Origin of the sequence: Faecalibacterium sp. I4-3-84, from assembly GCF_023347255.1 — a bacterium.
GTDB classification, from domain to species: Bacteria; Bacillota; Clostridia; order Oscillospirales; family Ruminococcaceae; genus Faecalibacterium; species Faecalibacterium taiwanense.
Genome location: NZ_CP094466.1, coordinates 1,336,776 through 1,362,213, shown reverse-complemented (window position 1 = coordinate 1,362,213; position 25,438 = coordinate 1,336,776). Strand labels below are relative to the sequence as shown.

General features: G+C 57.9%; 38 protein-coding genes. All 38 read left to right on the top strand.

The annotated features are described in order from the left end of the window. Positions 1–80: 80 nt before the first annotated feature. The 38 genes from MTP41_RS06760 (at position 81) to rpsD (ending at position 25,330) form a co-directional block, all read left to right on the top strand. A complete protein-coding gene (locus MTP41_RS06760) occupies positions 81–1,286 on the top strand; it encodes a nucleotidyltransferase family protein (protein ID WP_249236464.1) in 1,206 nt (401 codons plus the stop codon). A gap of 137 nt (positions 1,287–1,423) precedes the next feature. Next, complete coding sequence (locus MTP41_RS06755) at positions 1,424–2,740, top strand: NAD(P)-dependent oxidoreductase (protein ID WP_249236463.1); 1,317 nt, start codon at positions 1,424–1,426, stop codon at positions 2,738–2,740. Between the two features lie 153 nt (positions 2,741–2,893). After that, on the top strand, positions 2,894–4,441 hold the full coding sequence (locus MTP41_RS06750; protein WP_118526571.1) for a DUF1538 domain-containing protein: 1,548 nt from the start codon (positions 2,894–2,896) through the stop codon (positions 4,439–4,441). Positions 4,442–4,453: 12 nt separating this feature from the next. Further along, the gene (locus MTP41_RS06745) at positions 4,454–5,155 is read left to right on the top strand and encodes a P-II family nitrogen regulator (RefSeq protein ID WP_118526573.1); all 702 of its coding nucleotides are present in this window, start codon (positions 4,454–4,456) and stop codon (positions 5,153–5,155) included. Positions 5,156–5,269: 114 nt separating this feature from the next. Further along, the gene (locus tag MTP41_RS06740) at positions 5,270–6,142 is read left to right on the top strand and encodes a YitT family protein (protein ID WP_249236462.1); all 873 of its coding nucleotides are present in this window, start codon (positions 5,270–5,272) and stop codon (positions 6,140–6,142) included. A 127-nt stretch (positions 6,143–6,269) separates the two neighbouring features. Continuing rightward, entirely contained in the window at positions 6,270–6,524 is a 255-nt protein-coding gene (locus tag MTP41_RS06735) for a DUF1858 domain-containing protein (RefSeq protein WP_005938058.1), read from the top strand. Between the two features lies 1 nt (position 6,525). Next, positions 6,526–7,236, top strand: a complete 711-nt coding sequence (locus MTP41_RS06730) for a class I SAM-dependent methyltransferase (protein WP_249236461.1) — start codon at positions 6,526–6,528, stop codon at positions 7,234–7,236. A gap of 88 nt (positions 7,237–7,324) precedes the next feature. Further along, positions 7,325–8,101 carry a Nif3-like dinuclear metal center hexameric protein gene (locus tag MTP41_RS06725; RefSeq protein ID WP_249236460.1) on the top strand — a complete coding sequence of 259 codons (777 nt, stop codon included), beginning with the start codon at positions 7,325–7,327 and terminating at the stop codon, positions 8,099–8,101. 217 nt (positions 8,102–8,318) lie between these two features. Continuing rightward, positions 8,319–10,073, top strand: a complete 1,755-nt coding sequence (locus tag MTP41_RS06720) for an Rqc2 family fibronectin-binding protein (RefSeq protein ID WP_097777143.1) — start codon at positions 8,319–8,321, stop codon at positions 10,071–10,073. Positions 10,074–10,806: 733 nt separating this feature from the next. After that, positions 10,807–11,118: a 30S ribosomal protein S10 gene (rpsJ, locus tag MTP41_RS06715; RefSeq protein ID WP_005934923.1), complete on the top strand. Its 312-nt coding sequence runs from the start codon at positions 10,807–10,809 to the stop codon at positions 11,116–11,118. Between the two features lie 97 nt (positions 11,119–11,215). Further along, positions 11,216–11,848, top strand: a complete 633-nt coding sequence (gene rplC / locus MTP41_RS06710; protein WP_005938036.1) for a 50S ribosomal protein L3 — start codon at positions 11,216–11,218, stop codon at positions 11,846–11,848. A gap of 14 nt (positions 11,849–11,862) precedes the next feature. Then, entirely contained in the window at positions 11,863–12,486 is a 624-nt protein-coding gene (gene rplD / locus MTP41_RS06705) for a 50S ribosomal protein L4 (protein ID WP_005938033.1), read from the top strand. Further along, entirely contained in the window at positions 12,486–12,782 is a 297-nt protein-coding gene (gene rplW, locus MTP41_RS06700) for a 50S ribosomal protein L23 (RefSeq protein ID WP_005938030.1), read from the top strand. Before rplD ends, rplW begins: the two co-directional genes overlap by 1 nt. A 78-nt stretch (positions 12,783–12,860) precedes the next feature. Further along, a complete protein-coding gene (rplB, locus tag MTP41_RS06695; protein WP_097777144.1) occupies positions 12,861–13,691 on the top strand; it encodes a 50S ribosomal protein L2 in 831 nt (276 codons plus the stop codon). Between the two features lie 17 nt (positions 13,692–13,708). Next, positions 13,709–13,975 carry a 30S ribosomal protein S19 gene (rpsS, locus tag MTP41_RS06690; RefSeq protein WP_005921883.1) on the top strand — a complete coding sequence of 89 codons (267 nt, stop codon included), beginning with the start codon at positions 13,709–13,711 and terminating at the stop codon, positions 13,973–13,975. Between the two features lie 18 nt (positions 13,976–13,993). Then, a complete protein-coding gene (gene rplV, locus MTP41_RS06685; RefSeq protein WP_005921882.1) occupies positions 13,994–14,329 on the top strand; it encodes a 50S ribosomal protein L22 in 336 nt (111 codons plus the stop codon). A 12-nt stretch (positions 14,330–14,341) separates the two neighbouring features. Then, positions 14,342–15,046 carry a 30S ribosomal protein S3 gene (rpsC, locus tag MTP41_RS06680; protein ID WP_005938023.1) on the top strand — a complete coding sequence of 235 codons (705 nt, stop codon included), beginning with the start codon at positions 14,342–14,344 and terminating at the stop codon, positions 15,044–15,046. After that, complete coding sequence (rplP, locus tag MTP41_RS06675) at positions 15,046–15,486, top strand: 50S ribosomal protein L16 (protein ID WP_005938020.1); 441 nt, start codon at positions 15,046–15,048, stop codon at positions 15,484–15,486. Before rpsC ends, rplP begins: the two co-directional genes overlap by 1 nt. Continuing rightward, entirely contained in the window at positions 15,476–15,661 is a 186-nt protein-coding gene (rpmC, locus tag MTP41_RS06670; RefSeq protein WP_005921879.1) for a 50S ribosomal protein L29, read from the top strand. The genes rplP and rpmC overlap by 11 nt, the downstream gene beginning before the upstream one ends. Before the next feature lie 12 nt (positions 15,662–15,673). Beyond that, positions 15,674–15,931 (top strand): 30S ribosomal protein S17, encoded by a 258-nt coding sequence (rpsQ, locus tag MTP41_RS06665; protein ID WP_005938017.1) that lies wholly within the window; start codon positions 15,674–15,676, stop codon positions 15,929–15,931. 41 nt (positions 15,932–15,972) lie between these two features. Then, positions 15,973–16,341 (top strand): 50S ribosomal protein L14, encoded by a 369-nt coding sequence (gene rplN, locus MTP41_RS06660; protein WP_005938014.1) that lies wholly within the window; start codon positions 15,973–15,975, stop codon positions 16,339–16,341. Between the two features lie 13 nt (positions 16,342–16,354). Further along, positions 16,355–16,669, top strand: a complete 315-nt coding sequence (rplX, locus tag MTP41_RS06655; RefSeq protein WP_005934911.1) for a 50S ribosomal protein L24 — start codon at positions 16,355–16,357, stop codon at positions 16,667–16,669. A 17-nt stretch (positions 16,670–16,686) separates the two neighbouring features. Then, positions 16,687–17,232: a 50S ribosomal protein L5 gene (gene rplE, locus MTP41_RS06650; RefSeq protein WP_005938011.1), complete on the top strand. Its 546-nt coding sequence runs from the start codon at positions 16,687–16,689 to the stop codon at positions 17,230–17,232. Between the two features lie 17 nt (positions 17,233–17,249). Continuing rightward, entirely contained in the window at positions 17,250–17,435 is a 186-nt protein-coding gene (locus MTP41_RS06645) for a type Z 30S ribosomal protein S14 (RefSeq protein WP_005921866.1), read from the top strand. 110 nt (positions 17,436–17,545) lie between these two features. Further along, positions 17,546–17,944: a 30S ribosomal protein S8 gene (gene rpsH / locus MTP41_RS06640; protein WP_005938007.1), complete on the top strand. Its 399-nt coding sequence runs from the start codon at positions 17,546–17,548 to the stop codon at positions 17,942–17,944. A 17-nt stretch (positions 17,945–17,961) separates the two neighbouring features. Further along, positions 17,962–18,513, top strand: a complete 552-nt coding sequence (gene rplF, locus MTP41_RS06635; RefSeq protein WP_005938003.1) for a 50S ribosomal protein L6 — start codon at positions 17,962–17,964, stop codon at positions 18,511–18,513. 18 nt (positions 18,514–18,531) lie between these two features. After that, entirely contained in the window at positions 18,532–18,891 is a 360-nt protein-coding gene (rplR, locus tag MTP41_RS06630) for a 50S ribosomal protein L18 (protein WP_005938000.1), read from the top strand. Between the two features lie 19 nt (positions 18,892–18,910). Then, positions 18,911–19,411: a 30S ribosomal protein S5 gene (rpsE, locus tag MTP41_RS06625; RefSeq protein ID WP_005937997.1), complete on the top strand. Its 501-nt coding sequence runs from the start codon at positions 18,911–18,913 to the stop codon at positions 19,409–19,411. A gap of 14 nt (positions 19,412–19,425) precedes the next feature. Next, positions 19,426–19,611 (top strand): 50S ribosomal protein L30, encoded by a 186-nt coding sequence (gene rpmD / locus MTP41_RS06620; RefSeq protein ID WP_005934904.1) that lies wholly within the window; start codon positions 19,426–19,428, stop codon positions 19,609–19,611. Positions 19,612–19,631: 20 nt separating this feature from the next. Then, positions 19,632–20,072 (top strand): 50S ribosomal protein L15, encoded by a 441-nt coding sequence (gene rplO / locus MTP41_RS06615; RefSeq protein ID WP_005934902.1) that lies wholly within the window; start codon positions 19,632–19,634, stop codon positions 20,070–20,072. A 1-nt stretch (position 20,073) separates the two neighbouring features. Then, the gene (secY, locus tag MTP41_RS06610; RefSeq protein WP_005937994.1) at positions 20,074–21,369 is read left to right on the top strand and encodes a preprotein translocase subunit SecY; all 1,296 of its coding nucleotides are present in this window, start codon (positions 20,074–20,076) and stop codon (positions 21,367–21,369) included. Between the two features lie 114 nt (positions 21,370–21,483). Continuing rightward, positions 21,484–22,116, top strand: a complete 633-nt coding sequence (locus MTP41_RS06605; protein WP_005937991.1) for an adenylate kinase — start codon at positions 21,484–21,486, stop codon at positions 22,114–22,116. A 2-nt stretch (positions 22,117–22,118) separates the two neighbouring features. Next, complete coding sequence (gene map, locus MTP41_RS06600; RefSeq protein WP_097774399.1) at positions 22,119–22,910, top strand: type I methionyl aminopeptidase; 792 nt, start codon at positions 22,119–22,121, stop codon at positions 22,908–22,910. Between the two features lie 517 nt (positions 22,911–23,427). Further along, on the top strand, positions 23,428–23,679 hold the full coding sequence (infA, locus tag MTP41_RS06595; protein ID WP_005937979.1) for a translation initiation factor IF-1: 252 nt from the start codon (positions 23,428–23,430) through the stop codon (positions 23,677–23,679). Positions 23,680–23,714: 35 nt separating this feature from the next. After that, positions 23,715–23,828: a 50S ribosomal protein L36 gene (rpmJ, locus tag MTP41_RS06590; protein WP_005921832.1), complete on the top strand. Its 114-nt coding sequence runs from the start codon at positions 23,715–23,717 to the stop codon at positions 23,826–23,828. Positions 23,829–23,910: 82 nt separating this feature from the next. Continuing rightward, on the top strand, positions 23,911–24,282 hold the full coding sequence (gene rpsM, locus MTP41_RS06585; RefSeq protein WP_005937976.1) for a 30S ribosomal protein S13: 372 nt from the start codon (positions 23,911–23,913) through the stop codon (positions 24,280–24,282). A gap of 14 nt (positions 24,283–24,296) precedes the next feature. Further along, positions 24,297–24,707 carry a 30S ribosomal protein S11 gene (gene rpsK, locus MTP41_RS06580; protein WP_005934894.1) on the top strand — a complete coding sequence of 137 codons (411 nt, stop codon included), beginning with the start codon at positions 24,297–24,299 and terminating at the stop codon, positions 24,705–24,707. A gap of 20 nt (positions 24,708–24,727) precedes the next feature. Next, on the top strand, positions 24,728–25,330 hold the full coding sequence (gene rpsD / locus MTP41_RS06575; RefSeq protein WP_005937973.1) for a 30S ribosomal protein S4: 603 nt from the start codon (positions 24,728–24,730) through the stop codon (positions 25,328–25,330). Positions 25,331–25,438 lie beyond the last annotated feature (108 nt).

Here is a 25,438-nt window from a genome sequence, read left to right as displayed (position 1 = left end):
ACCACTGCAGTTTTCTGTATATACGATATAAATTTAACAATCTTTCCGAGGGCGCAGCAGCCCTGCAGAGGAGCTCATCTATGAAATTTGCCGGTATCATTGCAGAGTACGACCCCTTTCACAACGGCCATGCATGGCAGCTGGCGCAGGCAAAAGCGCTGGAAGCACAGCATGTGGCGGTGGCCATGAGCTGCGGGCTGACCCAGCGCGGCGCACTGCCGCTGCTGCCGGAAACGGTGCGGGTGCAGGCCGCCCTGCAGTGCGGGGCAGATCTGATATTTGCGCTGCCTGCGCCCTGTGCCTGTGCGGGGGCAGAGGCTTTTGCCCGGGCGGGGGTGCGCATCCTTGCCGCCGCCGGGTGCGATGCGCTGGTGTTCGGGGCAGAGATGCCGGACGCAGCCCTGCTGATGGAAGCTGCCCGGGTGCTGTGCAGCACAGCCTACCGCACCGAGCTGAAACGCCAGCTTGCGGCCGGGGCGCGCAGCTTTGCGGCGGCGCGGCAAGCGGCGGTGGAAGCGCTTTGTCCGGGCACGGCGCTGGCCGCGCTGCTGGATAAGCCCAACAACAATCTGGCAGTGGAATACTGCAAGGCCATTCTGGAACAGGAGGCACCCATGACCCCGGTGCCGCTGCCCCGCGTGGGGGCGGGCCACGGGCAGGCCCTTGCCGAAAGCGGCCACGCACAGTTTGCCAGCGCCAGCGCGCTGCGTGCCCTCTGGGCAGAGCAGGGCGCGGATGCGCTGACTCCTTATGTGCCGGAAAAAGCACTGGAGCTGTATAAAAAAGCGGAAATTGACGGAATGTATACCGACTATGCCGCTGCGGGCCGGTGCGAGCTGGCTCTGCTGCGGGCGGCCTGTGCCCGGCCGGAAGCTTTTGCCGCAGTGCGGGGTGTTTCCGAGGGGCTTGACCACCGGCTGGAAAACGCCGTGCGCAGCTGCACCGGCCTGCCCCAGCTGCTGGACGCGCTGACCACTGTGCGCTACCCCCGCGCCCGGATGCGCCGCCTTGCCATGGATGCCGCACTGGGCTATACGGCAGATACCGTGCCCGCTCTGCCGCCCTATCTGCACCTGCTGGGGGCAAGGCGGGAAGCACTTGTGCTGCTGAAGCATGCAGCCCTGCCGGTGAGCCACTCGCTGGCAAAGCTGGAAAAAGAAAACGATGCCTGCGCCCGCATGGCGGCGGCACAGGCAGGAGCCAGCGATTTTGGCGCACTGTGCCGCCGGGTGCCCGGGCCGATGGGGGGAGTATATCGTCAAAAAATTATCTTTTTGACGAATTGACAAAAAATAATCGAAAAAAATTTATGCAGAAACACTTGTGCCCGGACGGTTTGTGGTGTATGATTAAAGCAATGCAATGTTGGATACAACAAATGAGAACGGAATCAGAAAACCGCACGCAATAAGGAGGAAACTTCATGGCACTTCATGTTCTGGACGAAGCCAACCGCTGTCTGGGCTGCAAAAAGCCGCTGTGCCAGCAGGGCTGCCCCATCCACACCAACATCCCGGAGGTCATTCGGCTGCTCAAGGCAAACCAGATGGACGAAGCTGGCAGGATGCTGTTTGAGAATAACCCGCTGACCACCGTTTGTGCGTTGGTGTGCAACCACGAGAACCAGTGCGAGGGCCACTGCGTGCGCAACCGGATGCCCAGCCACGACCCGGTGCACTTCTCCATTATTGAAGACTACATTTCCACGACCTACGCCAACAAAATGACCGCCGGCCCTGCCCCCAAAAACGGCATGAAGGCGGCAGTCGTTGGCTCCGGCCCGGCGGGCCTGACCATTGCGGTGCTGCTGGCACGCTGGGGCTACGATGTGACCATCTTTGATGCCCGCGATAAAATTGGCGGCGTCATGCGCTACGGCATCCCCAACTATCGCCTGCCGGACAGCGTGCTGGACGATTTCCAGTACCGCCATCTGGAGCTGAAGGGCATCAAGGTGCGGCCCAACACCACCATCGGCAAGACCATCACCATCGATGATCTGTTCCGCGACGGCTACAAGAGCGTGTTCATCGGTGCCGGTCTGTGGAAGGCCAACGCCATGCATATCAAGGGCGAAACTTTGGGAAATGTAGCTTTTGGCATCGATTATCTGGCAAACTCCAAGGCGTTCCGTCTGGGCAGCGATATTGCCGTGATCGGCGTGGGCAACTCTGCCATGGACTGCGCCCGCACCGCCATCCGCAACGGTGCCCGCCACGTCACCTGCTATGCCCGCCGTGACGAGAGCTGCATCAGCGCCTCCGAGTACGAGGTGAGCTATGCAAAGCTGGAGGGCGTGGGCTTCCGCTTCTGCAAGGCACCGGTGGAGATCCGGGAGAACGGCCTGATCTGCCGCGATACCGTCAAGGGCGAGGACGGTAAATTTACGCAGGTGGAGGGCAGTGAGACTTTCTACCCCCACACCGGCGTGATCGTGTCGGTCAGCCAGGGCTCGGAGAGCAACCTCGTCAAGACCACTACCGGCATCGAGACCAACCAGAAGGGTCTGCTCACCGTCAGCGAGGACGGCAGCACCACCCGCGAGGGCGTGTTTGCCGGCGGCGACGCCGTGATGGGCGCACGCACCGTGGTGGAGGCGGTGGCTGTGGCCAAGAAGGTGGCCGAATCCATGGATGCCTACATGAAGAGCCTGCCTGCAGAAGAAGTGGCTGACCCCTATGCCAATATCCCGGTGTTCCAGACCCCCACTTCGGACGTGCTGGCAAAGCAGGAGATCTGACGAAATAAAGACAAACTTGGAAGAAACTGTAAAGCTTCTGCGTCTTTGCCGATCTTTGCCGCTCCGTTTGTTGACGGGGCGGCTTTTGCCTTGTATACTATTCATATACTTGTTTCCGATTTGTACAAACTGGATACAAAACGGTGAAAGGCGGTGGACGCTATCCTGAAAGCATCCCTCCCGAAACTGCGGGAAAAACTATTGGAAGCGCTGCAGGCAGTGCTGCCCATTGCAGCCATCGTGCTGGTGCTCTGTTTTACCATTGCGCCGGTGTCGCCCAGCATCCTGCTGTGCTTTTTGCTGGGTGCCGCCATGATCGTGGTGGGCATCATGTTCTTCACACTGGGCGCGGAGATGAGCATGACCCCCATGGGCGAGCGCGTGGGTGCGGTGATCACCAAAAGCCGGAAGCTGCCGGTGATTTTGGGCATCGGCTTTCTGCTGGGCTTCCTCATCACCATTTCGGAGCCGGACCTGCAGGTGCTGGCCAATCAGGTGCCCTCCATCCCGAACCGCACCCTTATTTTATCGGTGGCGGCGGGCGTGGGCCTGTTTCTGGTGTTTGCCTTCCTGCGTATGCTCATTGGCATCTCGCTGCCAAAGCTGCTGGTGCTGTTCTACGGCATGATCTTTCTTCTGGCGGCGTTTGTGCCCAAGGAATTTCTTGCTGTGGCCTTTGACTCCGGCGGTGTGACCACCGGCCCCATGACGGTGCCCTTTATCATGGCGCTGGGCGTGGGTGTTTCGTCCATCCGCGGCGACCGCCACGCGGCGGACGACAGCTTTGGTCTGGTGGCCATGTGCTCCATCGGCCCCATTCTGGCAGTGCTCATTCTGGGCATCGTGTTCCGCGCCTCGGACAGCACCTATATCCCGCCGGTGCTGCCGGAGGTGAGCGACTCGGTGGAGCTGTGGCAGCTGTTCCATGTCAGCCTGCCTACGTATCTGGAAGAGATCGCTGTCTCGCTGCTGCCCATCATTGTGATGTTCGGCATTTTTCAATTTGCGGCTCTGCACATGGACCGCCGGTCGCTGGGCCGCATTGCGGTGGGTCTTGCGTATACCTACGTGGGCCTTGTGCTGTTCCTCACCGGCGCAAATGTGGGCTTTATGCCCGCCGGTAATTATCTGGGTCAGGTGCTGGCCGGGCAGAGCTTCCGCTGGATCATCATTCCCATTGGAATGCTCATCGGTTACTTCATCGTCAAGGCCGAGCCGGCCGTCTATGTGCTGAACAAGCAAGTGGAAGAGGTGACCGACGGTGCCATTTCGGCCAAGGCCATGGGCATGGCACTCTCGGCAGGTGTTTCCATCTCGGTGGGCCTTGCCATGGTGCGGGTGCTCACCGGTATTTCCATTTTGTGGTTCCTCGTGCCGGGCTATGTGTTTGCCATCGGCATCTCCTTTGTGGTGCCAAAGCTCTTCACAGCCATCGCGTTTGACGCGGGCGGTGTGGCTTCCGGCCCCATGACGGCTACCTTCCTGTTGCCGCTGGCACAGGGCGCATGCGTAGCGGTGGGAGGCAACATCGTCACCGACGCTTTCGGCGTGGTGGCGATGGTCGCCATGACGCCGCTCATCACGGTGCAGCTGATGGGCCTTGTGGCACAGCTGCGCACCCGCAAGGCCCGGCGGCTGCAGCCTGCGGCCGTGGGTGAGGCCTTTGCCGGACTGCCGGACGATGATATCATTGAACTGTAAGGAGGGTGCGGTATGAGTACATTGTTTTTGCTGGTCACCATCACCGACCGCCGCTCCACCGATGCCTTTCTGCAGCTGTATGAGAGCCACGGCGTGAATGTGAGCCTGCGCACTGTGGGCAGCGGCACCGCCGTGCGGGAAACGCTGGCCACGCTGGGTCTGGAAAAGACCGAGAAGGCGGTGCTGCTGGCGGTGGTGACAGAGGATACATGGAAGGCCGTCCGGACAGACCTGCGCCGCAAAATGCGCATCGACGTGCCGGGCACCGGCATTGCATTCACGGTGCCGCTGAGCAGCATCGGCGGCAGAAGGGCGCTGATGTTCCTCACCCAGCACCAGCCGCTGACATTGAAGGAGGAGAGCACCTTGAAGGATACCCGTTACGAACTGCTGCTGGTGATCGCCAATCAGGGCCACACCGGCACCATTATGGATGCAGCCCGCGCCGCAGGTGCCGGCGGTGGCACGGTGATCCACGCCAAGGGTACCGGCATGGAAGGCGCAGCCCAGTTCCTTGGCGTGGAGCTGGTGAACGAAAAGGAGCTGGTGCTCATCGTGGCCCGCACGCCGGAAAAGAACCGCATCATGAAAGCCATCATGGACGGTGCCGGGCCAAAGGCGGGTGCGATCGTGTTCTCGCTGCCGGTGACGGATACCGCCGGTCTGCGTCTGCTGGAGGACGAGGAACCGGTGCAGGAGACCTCTGCGCAGTAAACAACAAAATGTAATTTATTCCGGGATTATTCCGCATTTATGGGCGAAACGCTTGATAAATGCGGATTTTTTCGTTATCATAAAAGAAAGAAATTCAAGAACGAGGGACAAAAGATGATAAAGCTTTCATATGAGCAGCAGATCGCATTCAATTCGCTGTCCATCATCGTGGGCAATGCACTGTATGCGCTCACGGTGGTGCTGTTTCTTGTGCCGTCAGGCCTGATCACCGGCGGTGCCACCGGCATCGCACTGGGCATCAACCGTGCATTGGGACTGCCGGTGTCCGGTGTGCTGTTCGTCATCAACATGACCATGCTTACGGTGGGCTGGGTGCTGCTGGGGCGGCGCTTTGCCATCACCACCATTGCCAGCACCGTGCTCAGCCCCCTGTTTCTGGCTCTGTGGGAGCGGGTGTTCACAGGCTTTGTGCTCACCGAGGATCTGGTGCTCAACACCATTTTTGCAGGCCTCGGCGTAGGCGTTTCGCTGGGCATCACCATCCGGGCAGGCGCATCCACCGGCGGCATGGACATCCCTCCGCTGGTGCTGAACAAATATTTCCACATCCCGGTGTCGGCCAGTATGCTGGTGTTCGATATGCTCATCCTCTGCCTGCAGGCGGCGTTCAGCCCGCTGCAGCAGTGTCTGTACGGCATCGTGATGGTGATCGTGTATACGGTGGTGCTGGACAAGGTGCTCATCTTCGGCACTACCCGCACCGAGGTAAAGATCATCAGCCAGCACGCCGATGATATCCGCGAAGCCATCTTCATCCAGCTGGACCGCGGCGTGACCGTGCTGCATGGCGAGGGAGGCTACAGCCACGAGCCGGAGCAGGTGCTGCTGAGCATCGTGAGCAACCGCCAGCTGCCGAAGCTGGAAAAGCTGGCCCATGCCATCGACCCCACCTGCTTTATGATCGTGAGCCATGTGACCGAGGTGAGCGGGCGCGGCTTCTCGCTGGAAAAGAACTATCAGGCGTGACGGGGAGGGCTTTAAGGAAAGCGGATTTTCCGCAAGGCTCTTGCAAAACAGGCATGGTTTGGGGTATAGTATAGAAAGACGGTAGGTTTTACCGCAAAAGACCCCCCATACAGAAAGGAAAACCATCATGTTTGATATTTTCAATATGCTCAAGAAGGAAGAACACAAGGACGCAAAGCAGGTGACCCGCGAGACCATCATCGGCGATATCCTGGATATGGACCAGACCACCGCTCCCTACTTCATGGAGATCGGCATGCACTGTCTGGGCTGCCCTGCATCCCGCGGCGAGAGCATCGAGGAGGCCTGTGCAGTCCACGGCGTGGACTGCGATGAGCTGATCGAAAAGCTGAACGAGCATCTGGCCGCAAAGAAGGCATAAATTGCTGCCCACACTGGATGCGCGTCTGGCTGCCGCCGCAGAGCTTGTGCGGCCGGGAGAGCCGGTGGCAGACATCGGCTGCGACCACGGCAAGCTGACGGCGGTGCTGGCGGCTTCGGGAAAATACCCGAAGGTGATCGGTGCCGACCTGCGGCCCGGCCCGCTGGCAAAGGCAGAGCAGACGCTGGAACATGCAGGCTGTAAAGACCGCGCTGAGCTTCGGCTTGGCGACGGTCTTTCTGTGCTTACGGAGAACGAAGTAGGCAGCATCGTGCTGGCGGGCGTTTCCGCCCAGACCACTTGGGAAATTTTAGAGAAAGCCCCGTGGGTGTTCACCGTGGGAGGGCCGCGGATTATCATGATCCCAGCCACCCGCCACGACGCGCTGCGCCGCTGGTTGTGGGAGCATGGCTTCTCCTTTGTGGCCGACCGCCCGGTGCAGGCGGCGGGCCGCTGGTACGCGGTGATGGCGGCGGAGTACACCGGCAGGGTGTATGCGCCCACCTTTGCCGAGTGCCTGTTTGGCAGTACGGGAGAGTGGCCCGAGGGAAAAGGCTACGCCGATTGGCAGAAGGCAAAGCTGCCCCGGATGCGCCTTGGCGTGCCGGATGGCAGTCCGCTTGCGCAGGAAATCGATAGTTTATTAGCTGGCTTGCCCTCTCAGGCCGCTTCGCGTCCAGCTCTCCCAAAGGGAGAGCCTTTGGCAAAATGATGAACGTTGCATGGAATGCCAAGGCCTCTCACCATGGGAGAGGTGGCATTGCGTAAGCAATGACGGAGAGGGCGAGGATGGTGAAGATATGATAACAGTTAATCAGATATACGAAGCAATGCAGGCCATCGCGCCGCTGGAGCTGGCGGAACACTGGGATAATCCCGGCCTGCTGGTGGACTGCGGCGGGCAGGTGCACCGGGTGCTGGCAGCACTGGACATCACCCCCGAAGTGGTGGCCGAAGCTGCCGCAAAGCAGTGTGAGATGATCGTGTCCCACCACCCGGTCATTTTTGATCCACTCAAAAAGATCGGCCCGCAGGATGTGCCTTTCCAGCTGGTGCAGGCGGGCATTTCTGCCATCTGTATGCACACCAATCTGGATGCTGCCGAGGGCGGCGTGAACGAAGTGCTGGCAGGCATCTTTGACATGAAGAATATGGAAACCTTTGCCGAGGGCTGCGGCCGTGTGGGAGCCATTGAAGAAATCGCGGTTCCGGAGCTTGCCCGCAAGGCACAGCAGGAGCTTGCTGCGCGCTGCAACCAGCCGAAGAACGGCCCGGCGGTGCAGGTGAAGTTTGTGGATGCGGGTAAGCCGGTCAAGCGCTTGGCGGTCATCAGCGGTGCGGGCGGAAGCCTGTTTGCAGATGCCATTGCTATGGGCGCGGACTGCCTGCTGACCGGTGAAGCCAACCACCACCACGCCATCGATGCCAAGCGGCTGGGCCTTTCGCTCATTGCGGCGGGCCACTATGCCACCGAATTTCCGGTGACTGCCGCCGTGGCTGCAAAGCTGCGCGCCGCCCTGCCGGAGCTGGAAGTGCTGGTGAGCACTGAAAACCGGGATCCGTATACGTATTTATAAGAAAAGCTGCAATAAGGTGAACGGCCTCGCCCTCTCAGTCTCGCATCTGCTCGACAGCTCTCCCAAGGGGAGAGCCCTTGGCAAAACCATGAACCTTGCGTAGACTGCCAAAGCCTCTCACTTTGGGAGAGGTGGCACGGCGTTAGCCGTGACGGAGAGGGCGAGGCCGCTTAAAATAAAAGAATTTCCATTCCAAATCATAAACGAGGTAAACACTATGGCACTGGATGCCGCGACACTGGCCCTTACGGCAGCAGAGCTCAAAGCAACGCTGACCGACGCCAAGATCGCAAAACTATTTGAACCCACCCGCGATGAGCTGGTGCTCACCCTGCGCACCCGCACGGATACCTATGCGCTGCTGCTTTCGGCCCGCAGCGGTTCTGCCCGCGTGTGCCTGACCGAAGAAAGCTTTGAAAACCCGGAAACGCCGCCCTCCTTCTGTATGCTGATGCGCAAGCATCTCACCGGCGGCAGGCTGCTGGACGTGCACATGGAGCCGGGCGACCGCATCGTGTATTTTGATTTTCAGTGCACCAACGAGATGGGCGACCTTGTGCGCAACACCCTGTGTGCCGAATTGATGGGCCGCTACTCCAATCTGGTTCTGGTGCAGAACGGCAAGATCATTGACGCACTCAAGCGGGTGGATTTTGAGGACAGCGATGTGCGCCAGCTGCTGCCGGGCCTGCCCTATACCACGCCGCCCAAGCCTGCAAGACCGGACTTCCTGCTGGTGAGCAGTGCGTCCATCGTGGCAGCAGCCTGCCAGAGAGATCTGCCGGTGGCAGATGCCCTCAACAAGACCGTGGCCGGTGTTGGCCCGGTGGTCTGCCGCGAAGCTGCATGGCGTGCCTTTGACGGCGAACATCTGCCCGCCAATGAGCTGACCGAGGAACAGAAGCGCAAGCTTATGGCCGCCATCGACGAGCTGAAGGAAGAGCACGCAACCGGCGGTACGCCCTGCAGCGTCACCGACCCCAGCGGAAAGCCCATCGAGTATACCTTTTTCCGCCCGCAGCAGTACGGCGAAAAATATATTATAAAGGAGTGGCCCTCCTTCAACGCCATGCTGGAGGGCTACTACGCTGAGAAGGACCGCGCGGAACGCCTGCGCACCAAAAGCAAGGAGCTGCACAAGGCCGTGCACAATATGTACGAGCGCGCCGTGCGCAAGCAGGCCGCCCGTCAGGAAGAGCTTGCTGCCAGCGGCAAGAGCGAAAAGCTGCGTCTGTACGGTGAGCTGCTCTCGGCAAACCTCTATCTGGCCCAGAAGGGCATGAAGAGCATCACCGTGCCCAACTGGTACGATGAGGGCAAGGAAGTGACCATCCCGCTGGACCTGCGGTTCACACCCAGCCAGAACGCTCAGAACTTCTTCAAGAACTATAAAAAGAAGCAGACCGCCGCCCGGATGCTGGTGAATCTGCTGGCAGAGGGTGAAAAGGAGATCGCCTATCTGGAAACGGTGCTCTACGAGGTGGAGTCCGCTTCCGGTGAAGCGGCCCTCAACGAGATCCGGGCAGAGCTGAAGAGTCAGGGCTACCTGAAATACTACAAGCAGCGGGATAAGCGCCAGAAGCCTGCAGACTTCCTGCGGTTCACTTCCACCGATGGCTTTGAGATCCTGGTGGGCCGCAACAACGCCCAGAACGACAAGCTCACCCTCCACACCGCCCGGGGCAAAGACCTGTGGTTCCATGTGCAGAAGGCCCCCGGCAGCCACGTTGTGGTCATGAGCCGGGGCGAGGAGATCCCGGACACCACCAAGCAGGAGGCCGCGGAGCTGGCAGTCATCTACTCCAGCACCTACAAGGCGGGCACCGGCGCTAAGGTGGCAGTGGACACTACTGAGGTGAAGAACATCTGGAAAGCCAGCGGTGCCAAACCCGGCATGGTGCTGTACGAGGTGTACACCACGGTCTACATCACGCCCCGGGATGGGCTGGAGGAGCAGCTGAAGAAGAAATGATTTGAACTGCGCGCCGCGCTGCTCTGCGCATCTTCAGCGGAAGAATTATTTTAAATTTGCCAATCGGGAAAATCTGCGGATTTTCCCGATTGACTTTTTCACGGGTGGGGTCGTAAAGGCGAACGGCATTTGCAGCGCCTGCTTCCTGCGGGAGCGGCGGCCCTGCCTTTCATTATATATGTATAAAAGCGACAGAACAGCCCATACTAAGCACTGCGCAGCGGGCGCGGCAGAGTTTTCCACCGGAAGAAAAGCCTGCGGATTGTGCATCTTGCACAGAAAATGCGCTCTTTGACAAAACGGAGAAAATAAAAAAGAAAATTCGTTCTTTTTTCTAAAAAACACTTGCCAAATGCACGAAGGTGTGATAGAATAACTCTCGGCTGCAAAGGGCTTGTGCGATACAAGTCGTGCAGGCCAGCGATATGCGTAGATGCGGGAGGTTGTCATCCGGCGATAGCTGCGATGGGTTATTTCCGCGGAGTATGTCCGATCTTAGAACCGGGCGAAAGAATTACTGACAGCGATGGAATACGTTCCCTCGGCAGAGAAGTTACTTCTCTGCGAAACGGGCGGAACCAATGTTCGGATTTGATTTGCTAATATGTTTCCGGGAGAACTGCCATGCGGTTCACCGGTTTTTATAGTGCCAAATCGAGGAACACCCGGAACTGTGTAGAGCAATTTATCGGCTCGCCTAGGGCAAAATCAATTTTTTCAGGAGGCGTAAGCAATGGCAGTCAAAGAGAAAATCAGAATCCGTCTGCAGAGCTATGATGCTCAGCTGATCGATGCCGCAGCAGAGAAGATCGTGGAGACCGCAAAGCACACCGGTGCACGCGTGTCCGGCCCCATCCCCCTGCCCACCGATCGTGAGATCGTTACCGTTCTGCGCGCTACCCACAAGTACAAGGATAGCCGCGAGCAGTTCGAGAGCCGCACTCATAAGCGTCTGATCGACATTCTGAAGCCGTCCAACAAGACGGTCGAGGCTCTGATGAGCCTCCAGCTCCCCGCTGGCGTGGACATCGAGATCAAGCTGTAAAAGACACTCGATCAAATTCGATGCCCTCGTTTCCCGAGGGGTCATGTTGGCAGTGACGTGCGCTGCCAACCAATAACCTTTACAGGAGGAAAAGAAAATGGTTAAAGGCATTATCGGCAAGAAAGTCGGTATGACCCAGCTGTTCGACGCGAACGGCAAGGTCGTTCCCGTCACCGTCATCGAGGCTGGTCCCTGCACCGTCGTGCAGAAGAAGACCGTCGAGAGCGATGGCTACCAGGCTGTTCAGCTGGGCTTCGGCGAGGTTTCCGCCAAGAAGGTCAACAAGGCAGCTGCAGGCCACTTCAAGAAGGCAAACGTTGCCCCCAAGAAGACCCTGCGCGAGTTCCGTCTGGAAGATGTTTCCGCAATGAACGTTGGCGACGTGCTGAAGGCTGATGTCTTCGCAGAGGGCGACAAGGTGGACGTTGTGGGCGTTTCCAAGGGCAAGGGCTACCAGGGCGTTATCAAGCGCTACGGTCAGCACCGTCTGCGTGAGAGCCACGGCACCGGTCCTGTTGCTCGTCATGCAGGTTCTAACGGTTCCACTTCTACCCCTGCTCGCGTGTTCCCCGGCAAGCGCCTGCCCGGCCACATGGGCTTTGTGCGCGTCACCGTGCAGAACCTGACTGTTGTCAAGGTTGACACCGAGAACAATCTGATCGCTGTCAAGGGTGCGGTCCCCGGTTCCAAGGGCACCATCATCACTCTGGCCAACAGCGTGAAGGCGTAAGGAGGAAAGCTACAATGGCAAAGTTTAACGTAGTCGATATGAACGGTCAGCATGTTAGCGAGATCGAGCTTTCCGACGCCGTGTTCGGTATCACCCCGAACGAGAAGGCTGTCCACATTGCTGTGGTGAACTTCCTGGCCAACCAGCGTCAGGGCACCCAGAACACCAAGATCCGCATGGAAGTTTCCGGCGGCGGCAAGAAGCCCTGGCGTCAGAAGGGCACCGGCCACGCTCGTCAGGGTTCCATCCGTGCACCGCAGTGGACTCACGGCGGCGTCGCTCTGGGCCCCAAGCCCCGCAGCTACAACTACCACATCAACAACAAGGTCAAGCGCCTGGCTCTGCTGAGCGTTCTGTCCGACAAGGCTGCCAATGGCAACATGGTCGTTGTTGACAAGTTCGCTTGCGATGAGTACAAGACCAAGACCGTGGTTGCAATGCTGAACGCTGTTGGCGCCGGCAAGAAGAACCTGCTGGTCAACGAGACTGTCGATGCAAAGTTCGTCAAGAGCGCTGGCAACATTGCCGGTGTGAAGACCACCTTCGCAGGCAGCGTGAACACCTACGATGTGCTGAACGCCGACAAGCTGATCATCAGCGTCGACGCAGCTAAGAAGCTCGAGGAGGTGCTTGGCTAATGAAAACCGCACATGATATCATCCTGAAGCCGGTCATTACCGAGAACTCCATGGCTGGCATCGCTGACAAGAAGTACACCTTCAAGGTCGCTACCGATGCTACCAAGGTCGAGATCGCTCAGGCCGTTGAGGTCCTGTTCCCGGGCGCTAAGGTCGCAAAGGTCAACACCATTTCTGTGCGCGGCCGTTTCCGCCGCCAGGGCATGCACGCCGGTTACACCGCTGCATCCAAGAAGGCTATTGTGACCCTGACCAAGGACTCCAAGGAGATCGAGTTCTTCAACAGCATGGTCTAAGCCGAACCCGCCGAGGGTTCCTCTATGGGGATATGACCCCGATAATAATTCATAAGATAAACAAAGGAGAATAGCACTATGGCTATCAAGAAGTATGGCCCCACTACTCCGGGCCGCCGCGGCATGACCGTCACGGATTACAGCGTCCTGTCTAAGGTCGCTCCCGAGCGCAGCCTGCTGGAGCCCATGAAGAAGCACAGCGGCCGCAACAACACCGGTCGCATCACCGTCCGTCATCAGGGCGGCGGCAACCGCACCAAGTATCGTGTCATCGACTTCAAGCGTCAGAAGACCGATATGCCCGCTACCGTCAAGACTCTCGAGTACGATCCGAACCGCAGCGCATTCATCGCTCTGGTCGAGTACACCGATGGCGTCAAGAGCTACATCATTGCTCCCGATGGCCTGAAGGTGGGCGATGTGGTCGTCAGCAGCAAGTCTGCCGATATCAAGCCCGGCAACTGCCTGCCCTTCGAGAACATCCCCGTCGGTACCATCATCCACAACATCGAGCTGTATCCCGGCCGCGGCGCTCAGCTGGTTCGTTCCGCTGGCAACATGGCTCAGCTGATGGCTAAGGAGAATGGCTACGCTCTGGTTCGTCTGCCCTCCGGTGAGATGCGCAACGTGCCCGTGAACTGCACCGCAGTCATCGGTCAGGTTTCCAACATCGACCACGAGAACGTCAACCTGGGCAAGGCTGGCCGCAAGCGCCACATGGGCGTGCGTCCCGGCAGCCGTGGTACCGTCATGAACCCCTGCGACCATCCCCACGGTGGTGGCGAGGGCCGCGCACCTGTTGGTCACTCCGGTCCTATGACTCCCTGGGGCAAGCCCGCTCTGGGTCTCAAGACTCGCAAGCATCATAAGCGCTCCGATAAGCTGATCGTGAAGCGTGCAGGTAAGTAAGAGAGGAGTTTAAGACAATGGGTAGAAGCATTAAAAAAGGACCTTTCGTCCAGGCTGCTCTTATGAAGCACGTTGAAGCGATGAACGCTTCCGGCAAGAAGCAGGTCATCAAGACCTGGAGCCGCGCCTCCACGATCTTCCCCGAATTCGTTGGTCACACCTTTGCCGTCCACGACGGCCGCAAGCATGTGCCTGTGTATGTGACTGAGGACATGGTTGGCCACAAGCTGGGTGAGTTCGTTCCCACCCGTACCTTCAAGGGCCACACTGGTAATTCTAAGTAATAGAGGGAGGAACACAACATGGAAGCTCGGGCAATTCTTCGTTATGCCCGCATTAGTCCTCGTAAGGTGTCTATCGTTATGGACCTGATCCGTAACAAGCCCCTGGACGAAGCGCTGGCAATCCTGCAGTACACCCCGAAGGCAGCTTGTGAGCCCCTTCTGAAGCTGGTGAAGTCTGCAGCCGCTAATGCGGAAAACAACTTCAATATGGACAAGAACAACCTCTACGTCGCCGAGTGCTACGTCTGCCCCGGCCCGACGCTGAAGCGCATGATGCCTCGTGCACAGGGCCGCGGCTACCGCATCCTGAAGCGCACCAGCCACATGACCGTTGTTCTGAAAGAGAAAGAGTAAGGAGGGAAAACAATGGGCCAGAAAGTAAATCCGCACGGCATTCGTGTCGGCGTTATTAAAGACTGGGACAGCCGCTGGTTTGCCTCCAAGAAGGATTTCAGCGATAACCTCGTCGAGGACCACAAGATCCGCACTGAGCTGAAGGCTCAGCTGAAGGATGCTGGTGTGCCCAAGATCGAGATCGAGCGTACTGTGGACCCGTCCACTTCCGCTCCTCGCGTAACTGTCAACATCTACTGCGCTAAGCCCGGCATGGTCATCGGCAAGGGCGGCGAAGAGCGCGTTGCTCTGCAGAACAAGCTGACCAAGGAGTATGGCAAGACTGTGATCGTCAATGTCATCGAGGTCAAGAGCGCTGCTACCAACGCTCAGCTGGTTGCTGAGGATATCGCTCGTCAGCTGGAGAACCGCGTGACCTTCCGCCGTGCCATGAAGCAGTGCATGCGCAATGCCATGAGCCCCCGCGATCGCGCAACCGTTCCCGCAAAGGGCATCAAGGCAATGTGCTCCGGCCGTCTGGGCGGCGCTGATATCGCTCGTACCGAGAGCTATCACGAGGGCACCATCCCCCTGCAGACCCTGCGTGCTGACATTGACTACGGCTTTGCAGAGGCTGCTACCACCTACGGCCGCATCGGCGTCAAGGTGTGGGTCTACAAGGGCGAAGTCCTGAAGAGCGCTAAGACCGCTCAGAAGAAGGAAGGAGGCAACAAGTAATGTTACTGCCTAAGCGTGTTAAGTACCGCCGCGTCCAGCGCGGCCGCATGACCGGCAAGGCTACCCGTGGCAACGTGGTGTGCCAGGGCCAGTACGGCCTTGTTGCTCTGGAGCCGGCATGGATCTCTTCCACCCAGATCGAGGCTGCTCGTGTTGCCATGACTCGTTACATCAAGCGTGGCGGCAAGGTGTGGATCAAGATCTTCCCCGATAAGCCCGTGACTGAAAAGCCCGCTGAGACCCGCATGGGTTCCGGTAAAGGCTCTCCCGAATACTGGGTCGCTGTTGTGAAGCCCGGCCGCGTTCTGTTCGAGCTGGCAGATGTCGATGAGGCAACTGCTCGTGAGGCACTGCGCCTGGCTATGCACAAGCTGCCCATCAAGTGCAAATTTGTTGTCCGTGAGGACTCCGTGAAGGAGGATGGCACCAATGAAGGCTAATGAACTCCGCGAAATGCAGACCGCAGAGCTGACCAGCAAGCTGGCAGACCTGAAGGCCGAGCTGTTTAACCTGCGCTTCCAGCATGCCATCAACCAGCTGGAGAACCCCGGCCGCATCGAAGCAGTCAAGAAGGACATCGCCCGCGTGATGACCGTTCTGGCTGAGAAGCAGTAAGGAGGTTAAACGATGGAAGAACGTAATCTGAGAAAGACCCGCGTCGGCGTCGTCGTGTCCGACAAGATGGATAAGACCATCGTGGTTGCCGTTAAGGATAGCGTGCAGCACCCCCTGTACAAGAAGATCCTGAAGCGTACCGCCAAGTTCAAGGCTCGTGATGAGCAGAACGAGTGCGGCATCGGTGACCGTGTTGAGATCATGGAGTGCCGCCCCCTGTCCAAGGATGTGCGCTGGCGCCTGGTCCGTATCGTTGAGAAGGCAAAGTAATTTGCCCGCTGCTTTGAACAGTTTGAAAGGAGATATCTGATATGGTTCAGATGCAAACTTATCTCAAAGTTGCCGACAACACCGGTGCCAAGGAGCTGATGTGCTTCCGCGTGCTGGGCGGCACCCGCAAGAGATACGCAAACATTGGTGACGTCGTGGTCTGCTCTGTCAAGAAGGCAGCCCCCGGCGGCTCCGTTAAGAAGGGCGACGTTGTGAAGGCTGTCATCGTGCGCAGCAAGCATGGCGTGCGCCGCGACGACGGCTCCTACATCCGTTTCGATGAGAACGCCGCCGTTATCGTCATGGCCGACAAGAGCCCCAAGGGTACCCGTATCTTTGGACCCGTTGCTCGCGAGCTGCGTGATGCCGGCTACACCAAGATCCTGAGCCTGGCTCCGGAATCGCTGTAAGGAGGTTTTAAAAATGAATAATCTTCATGTTAAAACCGGCGACAACGTTATGATCATCAGCGGCAAGGACAAGGGCCACACTGGTAAGGTCCTGCAGGTCAGCCCCTCTGAGAACAAGGTCATCGTTGAGGGCCAGAACATGGTTACCAAGCACGTCAAGCCTCGTCGTCAGGGCGAGCAGGGCGGCATCGTCAAGGCTGAGGGTGCTATGTATGCATCCAAGGTCATGCCCATCTGCCCCAAGTGCGGCAAGGCCGTGCGTGTGGGCCACGTCGAGAAGGACGGCAAGATGGTTCGCGTCTGCAAGAAGTGCGGCGCTGAGCTGTAAGAAAGGAGTAAGGAACAATGGCTCGTTTGAAAGAACAGTATGTCAATGAAATTGCTCCTGCTCTGAACTCCAAGTTCGGTTACAAGAGCGTTATGCAGATCCCCAAGCTGGACAAGGTCGTCATCAACGTTGCCTGCGGCGAAGCCAAGGACAACGAGAAGATCCTGGAAGCTGTCATGAAGGATCTGGGCCAGATCACTGGCCAGAAGGCAGTCGTCTGCCGTGCCAAGAAGAGCGTTGCTAACTTCAAGCTGCGCCAGGGCACTCCCATCGGCTGCAAGGTCACCCTGCGCGGTGAGCGTATGTATGAGTTCGTCGATCGCTTCTTCAACATCGCACTGCCCCGTGTCCGCGACTTCCGCGGCATCAACGGCAACGGTTTTGATGGCCGCGGCAACTTTGCATGCGGCATCAAGGAGCAGATCATCTTCCCCGAGATCGACTTCGAGAAGGTCGATGCAGTCCGCGGCATGGATGTCTGCTTTGTCACCACTGCCAAGACTGACGAAGAGGGCAAGGAGCTGCTGAAGGCTCTGGGCGCTCCGTTCGCAGAGAACAACTAAGGGAGGAGATTTCTACAATGGCTAAACTGTCTATGAAGCTGAAGCAGTCTCGTCCTGCTAAGTTCTCTACCCGTGCATACACCCGCTGCCGCATCTGCGGCCGTCCCCACTCCGTGCTGCGCAAGTACGGCGTGTGCCGTGTGTGCTTCCGTGAGCTGGCCTACAAGGGCGAGATCCCGGGCGTGAAGAAGGCTTCCTGGTAATCAAGCCAGAGGGCCGGATAATTTGTCGGATATCCGCCCCGGGGCAACGATGTTTCGGGGCGGTATCATTATAAAACAAACGAGAGCTAATCTAAGGAGGTTAGTGGCAAATGCAGATTACTGATCCTATCGCGGACCTGCTGACTCGCATCCGCAACGCTAGCACTGCCAAACACCCTTCTGTGGAGATCCCCGCTTCCAACATGAAGAAGGCTATCTGCCAGATTCTGGTTGACGAGGGCTACATCAAGGGCATGCAGGTCAAGAACGACACCGTTCAGGGCACCATCGTTGTCACCCTGAAGTATCAGGCTAACGGCGAGCCCGTTATCGCTGGTCTGCGCCGCGTGTCCAAGCCCGGCCTGCGCATCTACACCAACTGCGAGGATATGCCCAAGGTCATGAAGGGCCTGGGCACCGCAATCATTTCCACCTCTAAGGGCATCATGACTGATAAGGCTGCACGTGCTGCACACGTCGGCGGCGAAGTCCTGGCCTACGTGTGGTAAGAAAGGGGTAAAAGACAATGTCGAGAATTGGAAGAAAACCCATCGTCATTCCTGCCGGCGTTACTGTCACTGTCGATGAGGCAGCACATCACGTCGCCGTCAAGGGCCCCAAGGGCAGCCTGAATTCCAACTATCATCCCCTGATGACCGTCAAGGTCGAGGGCAATGAAGTTCTGGTTACCCGCCCCAATGACGAACCCCAGGCCCGCAGCCTGCACGGCCTGACCCGTACCAACATCGCCAACATGGTGAACGGTGTTGTGAACGGCTACGAGAAGAAGCTGGAGATCGTGGGCGTTGGTCTGCGCTGCCAGAAGCAGGGCTCCAACCTGGTCATGAACCTGGGCTTCTCTCATCAGGTGAACATTCCTGATACTGAGGACTGCACCATCGTGTGGCAGGATCCCAACCACTTCACCGTTACCGGTATTGACAAGCAGAAGGTCGGCCAGTATGCTGCCGAGATCCGCGCCAAGAAGCCGCCCGAGCCTTACAAGGGCAAGGGCATCCGCTACGAGGGCGAGGTTGTCAAGCACAAAGAAGGCAAGGCCGGCAAGGGCAAGAAATAAGGTAAGGAGTGAAAGACAATGGTTAAGCAGATCGACAAGAACGAAGCTCGTCTTCGTCGTCATCGCCGCGTTCGTAACAAGATCAGCGGCACCGCAGCACGTCCTCGCCTGGATGTTTTCCGCTCCGCCAAGCACATTTACGCTCAGATCATCGATGATGAGCAGGGCGTGACTCTGGTGTCGGCTTCTACTATGGACAAGGACTTCAACGGCAACGGCGGCAACGTCGAGGCCGCTGCTGAGATCGGCAAGAAGATCGCAGCAAAGGCTCTGGAAAAGGGCATCACCGAGGTCGTGTTCGACCGTGGTGGCTACGTTTATCATGGCCGTGTTAAGGCCCTGGCTGATGGCGCCCGTGAGGGCGGCCTGAAGCTGTAATGAGAGGAGGAAACACATTATGGCTATGAGAAACCGTGAAGACGACGGCATGATCACCAAGGTTGTCTCCATCAACCGCGTTTCCAAGACTGTCAAGGGCGGCCGCATCATGAAGTTTGCCGCTCTGGTTGTCGTGGGCGACGGCAAGGGCACCATCGGTTACGGCATCGGCAAGTCCGGCGAAGTGCCTGAGGCAATCCGCAAGGGCGAAGCTGCTGCTAAGAAGAACATGCACAAGGTTGCCCTGAAGGGCACCACCATCCCCCACGAGATCGTCGGCAAGTACGGCGCAGGCGCCGTTCTGCTCAAGCCGGCTGCACCTGGTACCGGTATGATCGCCGGCGGCCCTGTGCGTGCCGTCATTGAGGCTGCTGGCATCAAGGACATCCGTGCGAAGTCTATGCGTTCCAACAACCCCATCAACGTTGTTTCTGCTACCTTCGCAGGTCTGTGCGGCCTGGTCAGCGCTGAGTCTGTCGCTGAGAAGCGCGGCAAGACCGTGAAAGAAATTCTGGGTTAAGGAGGTAACAAACCATGGCAGATAAGATGCTCAAGATCGAGCTGAAGAAGAGCCTGATTGGCCGCGGCGCTAAGCAGATCGCTACCGCTGAGGCTCTGGGCCTGAAGAAGCCGGGCGACGTTACCGTTCAGCCTGACAATGCCGCTACGCAGGGCAAGATCGCAAAGATCGGCTTTATGCTCAGCGTCACCGAAGCCTAATAGCAGGGGGTATACGCATAATGAAACTTCATGAATTGCACGCGATTCCCGGCGCAAACAAGGCTGTGACCCGTAAGGGCCGCGGCATTGGCTCCGGCAATGGCAAGACTGCCGGCTTCGGCAGCAAGGGCCAGAAGGCCCGTTCCGGCGTGAAGCACGCTGGTTTCGAGGGCGGCCAGATGCCTCTGGCACGCCGCCTGCCCAAGGTTGGCTTTAACAACATCTTTGCTACCCAGTACGCCATCGTCAACGTGGCTGATCTGGAAGCTGCTTTCAATGCCGGCGATGTCGTCGATACCGAGGCTCTGAAGGCAAAGGGTCTGGTCAAGAAGACCCTGGACGGCGTTAAGGTTCTGGGCAACGGCGAGCTGACCAAGGCTCTGACCGTGAAGGCCGCAGCCTATTCCGCTTCTGCCAAAGAGAAAATCGAGAAGGCAGGCGGAAAGGCTGAGGTGATGTAAGGTGTTCCAGACATTCCGTAACGCATGGAAGATCCCCGAGCTTAAAAATCGTCTCCTGTTCACGCTGGCGATCCTCGTGGTGTACCGTCTGGGCTGTGCCATCCCTGTTCCGTTCGTTTCCGGCTCTGCGCTGACGCAGATGTTCGCAAACGGCGACATGCTCTCCTATCTGAACATGATGAGCGGTGGTGCTCTGGCCCGTTGCACGCTCTTCGCGTTAGGTGTGACACCCTATATCAACGCCTCCATTATTGTGCAGCTGCTCACCGTGGCAATTCCCGCGCTGGAAAATCTGGCAAAGGAAGCCGACGGCCAGCAGAAGCTGCAGCAGATCAACCGGTACGCAGGTGCTGTGGTCGCTCTGATCATGAGCATCGGCTACTACTTCGTGATCCGCAATATGGGCGCACTGAAGTACGTTTCCGGCGGTGCCGGCATCTTTGCCGCCATCGTCATCATCGCAACCTTTGTGGCTGGCGCACAGCTGATCACATGGTGCGGTGAGCAGATCGATGACAAGGGCATCGGCAACGGTGTCTCGCTCATCATCTTTGCTTCGATCGTCTCCAACTGGTCTTCGCTGTACACCTCTGTCAAGGGTCTGCTGACTCAGGCAGCGTCCGGCAAGCCCCAGTACTACTTCTTCCTGCCGCTGCTGATCGTGCTGGCACTGGTGGCTGTGGTCTTCGTGGTCGTCATGACCAACGCAGAGCGCCGCATCACCATTCAGTACGCAAAACGCGTGGTAGGCCGCAAGCAGATGGGCGGTCAGAACAGCTATCTGCCCCTGAAGCTGAACATGAGCGGCGTTATGCCCATCATCTTCGCTTCGGCTCTGGTGTCCATCCCGGGCACCATCGGCAGCTTCCTGCAGATCGACCAGCAGGCACACCCGGTGTGGTATGCATTCTTCCACACCTTCAACTACACCTCCTGGCTGTATGTTGTGATCTACCTGCTGCTGATTCTGGCATTCAACTACTTCTATGTGGCCATCCAGTACAACCCCGTTGAGATCGCCAACAATCTGCGCCGCAACAACGGCTCGATCCCCGGCTTCCGTCCCGGCAAGCCGACCAGCGATTTCATCACCCGCACCCTGAACAAGATCACCCTCATCGGTGCCATCTTCCTGGCTGCGGTGGCTGTGCTGCCGATCATTCTGGGTAACCTGACCGGTATGAGCATCCAGCTGGGCGGTACCAGCCTGCTGATTGTGGTTGGTGTGGCACTTGATACCACCCGTAGCCTCGACAGCTTCATGACGATGCGCAACCACAAGGGCTTCCTTGGTTGATCCACAATAATTAAGATGTGAGAAAGCACTGGAAAGGAGAGTACGCTCGAACTTTTCAGTGCTTTTTTACTTTTTTGGAGTTTACATCCTCTAGCAAAGGAAAGGAATGATCCTATGAATCTGATCCTGTTGGGCGCACCTGGTGCTGGTAAGGGCACTCAGGCCGAGATCATCTGCGCCAAGCTGAACATCCCCTCCATCAGCACCGGCAACATTCTGCGCGCTGCTGTCAAGGAAGGCACCGAGATGGGCCTGAAGGCAAAGAGCTTTATGGACGCTGGCGCTCTGGTGCCCGATGAGGTCATCATCGGCATCCTGAAAGAGCGTCTGGCTCAGCCGGACTGCGCAAACGGCTTCATCCTGGACGGTGTGCCCCGCACCATCGCTCAGGCCGAGGCCATCGAGACCATGGGCATCCGCATCGACAAGGTACTGGAGCTGCAGGTCGAGGACAATGTGATCGTTGACCGCATGAGCGGCCGCCGCGTCTGCGAGAAGTGCGGCGCAAGCTACCACATCGTCAACAAGAAGAGCAAGGTCGAGGGTGTGTGCGACCTGTGCGGCGGCAAGACCGTCATCCGCAAGGACGACCAGCCTGCCACCGTGCTGGATCGTCTGAAAGCATATCATGAGCAGACCGAGCCGCTGGTGGAGTTCTACCGTACCCGCGGCAAGCTGGCAGAGATCAAGTTCTGCCCCTCCATCGAGGAGACCACGGCTGAAGTCATGAAGGCTTTGGAGGCATAATTGTGATTCAGATCAAAAATGCGAAAGAGCTGGACGGCATGCGCAAGGCAAATGCCCTGAGCGCAGCTGCCCTGAAGTACGGCGGTGAGCATATCGAAGCAGGTATGACCACATGGGAATTGGATAAGCTGATCTACGACTTCATCGTGAAGCACGGCGGCATCCCCAATTTCAAGGGTCTGTATGGCTTTCCGGGCACGGCCTGCATCAGCCTGAACGATACCATCATCCATGGTATCCCTTCGCATGACATCGTCATTCGTCCCGGCGATATCGTCAGCATCGACACCGGCGCAAAGATCGATGGCTTCAACGGCGACAATGCCTGCACCTATGCGGTAGGCAAGGTCGATCTGGAAGCACAGCGTCTGCTGGACGTGACCAAGGCTGCTCTGTATAAGGGCATCGAGCAGGCTGTGGCCGGCAACCGCATCGGCGACATTGGCTATGCCGTGCAGAGCTACTGCGAGGATGCCGGTTTCTCGGTCGTCCGCGAGTTCGTGGGCCACGGCACCGGCCGTGAGCTGCACGAGGACCCGGAAGTGCCCAACTACGGCCATCAGGGCCGCGGCCCGCGCCTTGTGCCCGGCATGACCATTGCCATTGAGCCCATGATCTGCCAGTACGACTGCAAGATCACCCAGTCCAAGGACGGCTGGACCGTCAAGACCAAAGACGGTGGTCTGGCTGCGCACTTTGAGCACTCCAATGCGATCCTGAAGGATCACACTGAGATCATGACCCGCTTCTGGGATGACCCGGATTTTGACCCGGAAAAGTTCAGCCTGAAGTAAGCTGATCCCTGAAATATGAGAAGCGCCGCCTGCGAAGAGCAGAAATGCTCCGCCGCAGGCGGCGTTTTTGCAGGGACAGACCTGCTGTTTGTGCAATTATGACAACTTTTGGTGAAAAAGTTTCATCTTTGCGGTGGAGAAAAACCAAGACCGGAGAGAGAAAGGGCAGCTTTTGAATTTCGAGAATTTTTTATCGGAAATACGGAAAAAACCTCTTGCAAATTGACAACAAAAGGTGTATAATCTATAAATGGCTGTGGAAGCCAGATACTTCCTCGGCGGACAGGGATTTTCTGCCCGTTTTGCGGATTTTGTGCCGCGAAAGATGAAGTATGTGGCGATCATCGCCGCCTGTCCGTCTGTGGACCGGCACTGGAACTGGAGAACGCTGAAGCGGCAAGCTGCGGTCAAACGGGCGCAGGCACGTGAAAACCGCGGCGCTTTCAGGGTTCCAAGGCAAAGGCACCGGTTCAGGTTCAACGACAAACTGAGCAGATCCAATGAGGAGGCAAATAGCTTGTCTAAGGAAGACGTTATCGAGATCGAAGGCATTGTGCGTGAAGCCATGCCCAACGCCATCTTTAAGGTGGAAATGTTGAGCGAGGATAAGAACACCGGGAAGCTCACTCCCAGCGGTCACATCCTCTTAGCGCACATCTCCGGCAAGCTGCGGACCAATTTCATCCGTATCCTGCCCGGGGACAAGGTTACCGTGGAAATGTCGCCCTATGATCTTTCTAAGGGCCGCATCACCTGGCGCTCCAAATAAGCACCAGGGTATCAACCAAAAGGAGGTTCAACATCATGAAGGTCAAGCCTTCCGTGAAACCCATCTGCGAAAAGTGCAAGGTCATCCGCCGCAAAGGCCGCGTGATGGTCATCTGCCAGAACCCCAAGCATAAGCAGCGCCAGGGCTAATTCGGGCGCCTGGGGGTCAAGTGCGTAGAGTCCCGGCGCAGACCCCGACACTGACATGGGATGATTTTTGGAGGAAACTACTATGGCACGTATTGCCGGCGTTGACCTGCCCCGCGAGAAGCGCGTTCAGGTGGGTCTCACCTACGTTTATGGTATCGGCCAGACCACTGCTAACAAGATCCTGGAAGCAACTGGCATCAACCCCGATACCCGCGTCAAGGACCTGACTCTGGAAGAAGAGGCTAAGATCCGTGACTACATCGATCAGGCTAACATCATCGTTGAAGGCGACCTGCGCCGCAACGTTGCTCTGGACATCAAGCGCCTGGTTGAGATCCAGTCCTTCCGTGGCACCCGCCATCGCAAGAATCTGCCCTGCCGCGGCCAGCGTACCAAGACCAATGCACGTACCTGCAAGGGTCCCAAGCGCACTGTCGCTAACAAGAAGAAGTAAGGAGGATTTGAGAAATGGCAAGTGCAAATAATGCCAAGAAGGGCGCTAATGTCCGCATGAAGCGCAAAGAGCGCAAGAACATTGCTGCTGGTCAGGCTCATATCCAGTCTACCTTCAACAATACTGTTGTCACCATCACCGACCTGCAGGGTAATGCAGTGTCCTGGTGCTCCTCCGGCTCCCTGAACTTCCGCGGCAGCCGTAAGAGCACTCCGTTCGCAGCCCAGTCTGCTGCTGAGACCGCAGCCAAGGTTGCTATCGAGCATGGCATGAAGACCGTTGAGGTCTACGTCAAGGGCCCCGGCGCTGGCCGTGAGTCCGCTATTCGTGCGCTGCAGGCTACCGGCCTGGAAGTCACCCTGATCAAGGACGTGACTCCCATCCCCCACAATGGCTGCCGTCCCCCGAAGCGCCGTCGTGTCTGATCGAAGGAGGAAATTGAATTATGGCAAAGAATACGCAGCCTATCGCAAAGCGTTGCAAGGCCCTGGGCATTTCTCCTGCGGTCATGGGCTATGCAAAGAAGAATACCACCCGCAACTCCAATGGCAACATGCGCAAGAAGCAGTCTGAGTACGCATCTCAGCTGAAGGAGAAGCAGAAGGTCAAGTTTATCTACGGCGTTCTGGAAAAGCAGTTCCACAATGCTTACCTGCGTGCTGAGGCCCGCCCCGGCAAGACTGGTGAGAACCTGCTGCAGATCATGGAGTGCCGTCTGGACAACGTCGTGTTCCGTCTGGGCTTTGCTCAGACCCGCCGCGACGCTCGTCAGCTGGTGTCCCACGCTCACTTCACCGTCAACGGCAAGAAGGTCAACATTCCTTCTTATCAGGTGAAGGCTGGCGACGTGATCGAAGTGCGCGAGTCCAGCCGCAGCTCTGCAAAGTTTGCAAAGCTGACCGGCCCCGAGGCTCCCGTTGTTGCTCTGCCCGCATGGCTGAACCGTGAGACTGGTTCTCTGAAGGGTGTTGTCGCAAAGCTGCCCGAGCGCAGCGATATCGACTACGAAGTCGCAGAGCACCTCATCGTCGAGCTGTACTCCAAGTAATCCATTAAGAAGGCTGGGCCTTCCCCGTGGACGGCTCACTTTCGCATTCTTTTCTTTGAAAGAATTTAATAATGGGCCGGCGGCAGCGCCGGTTTGACAAGGAGGGCA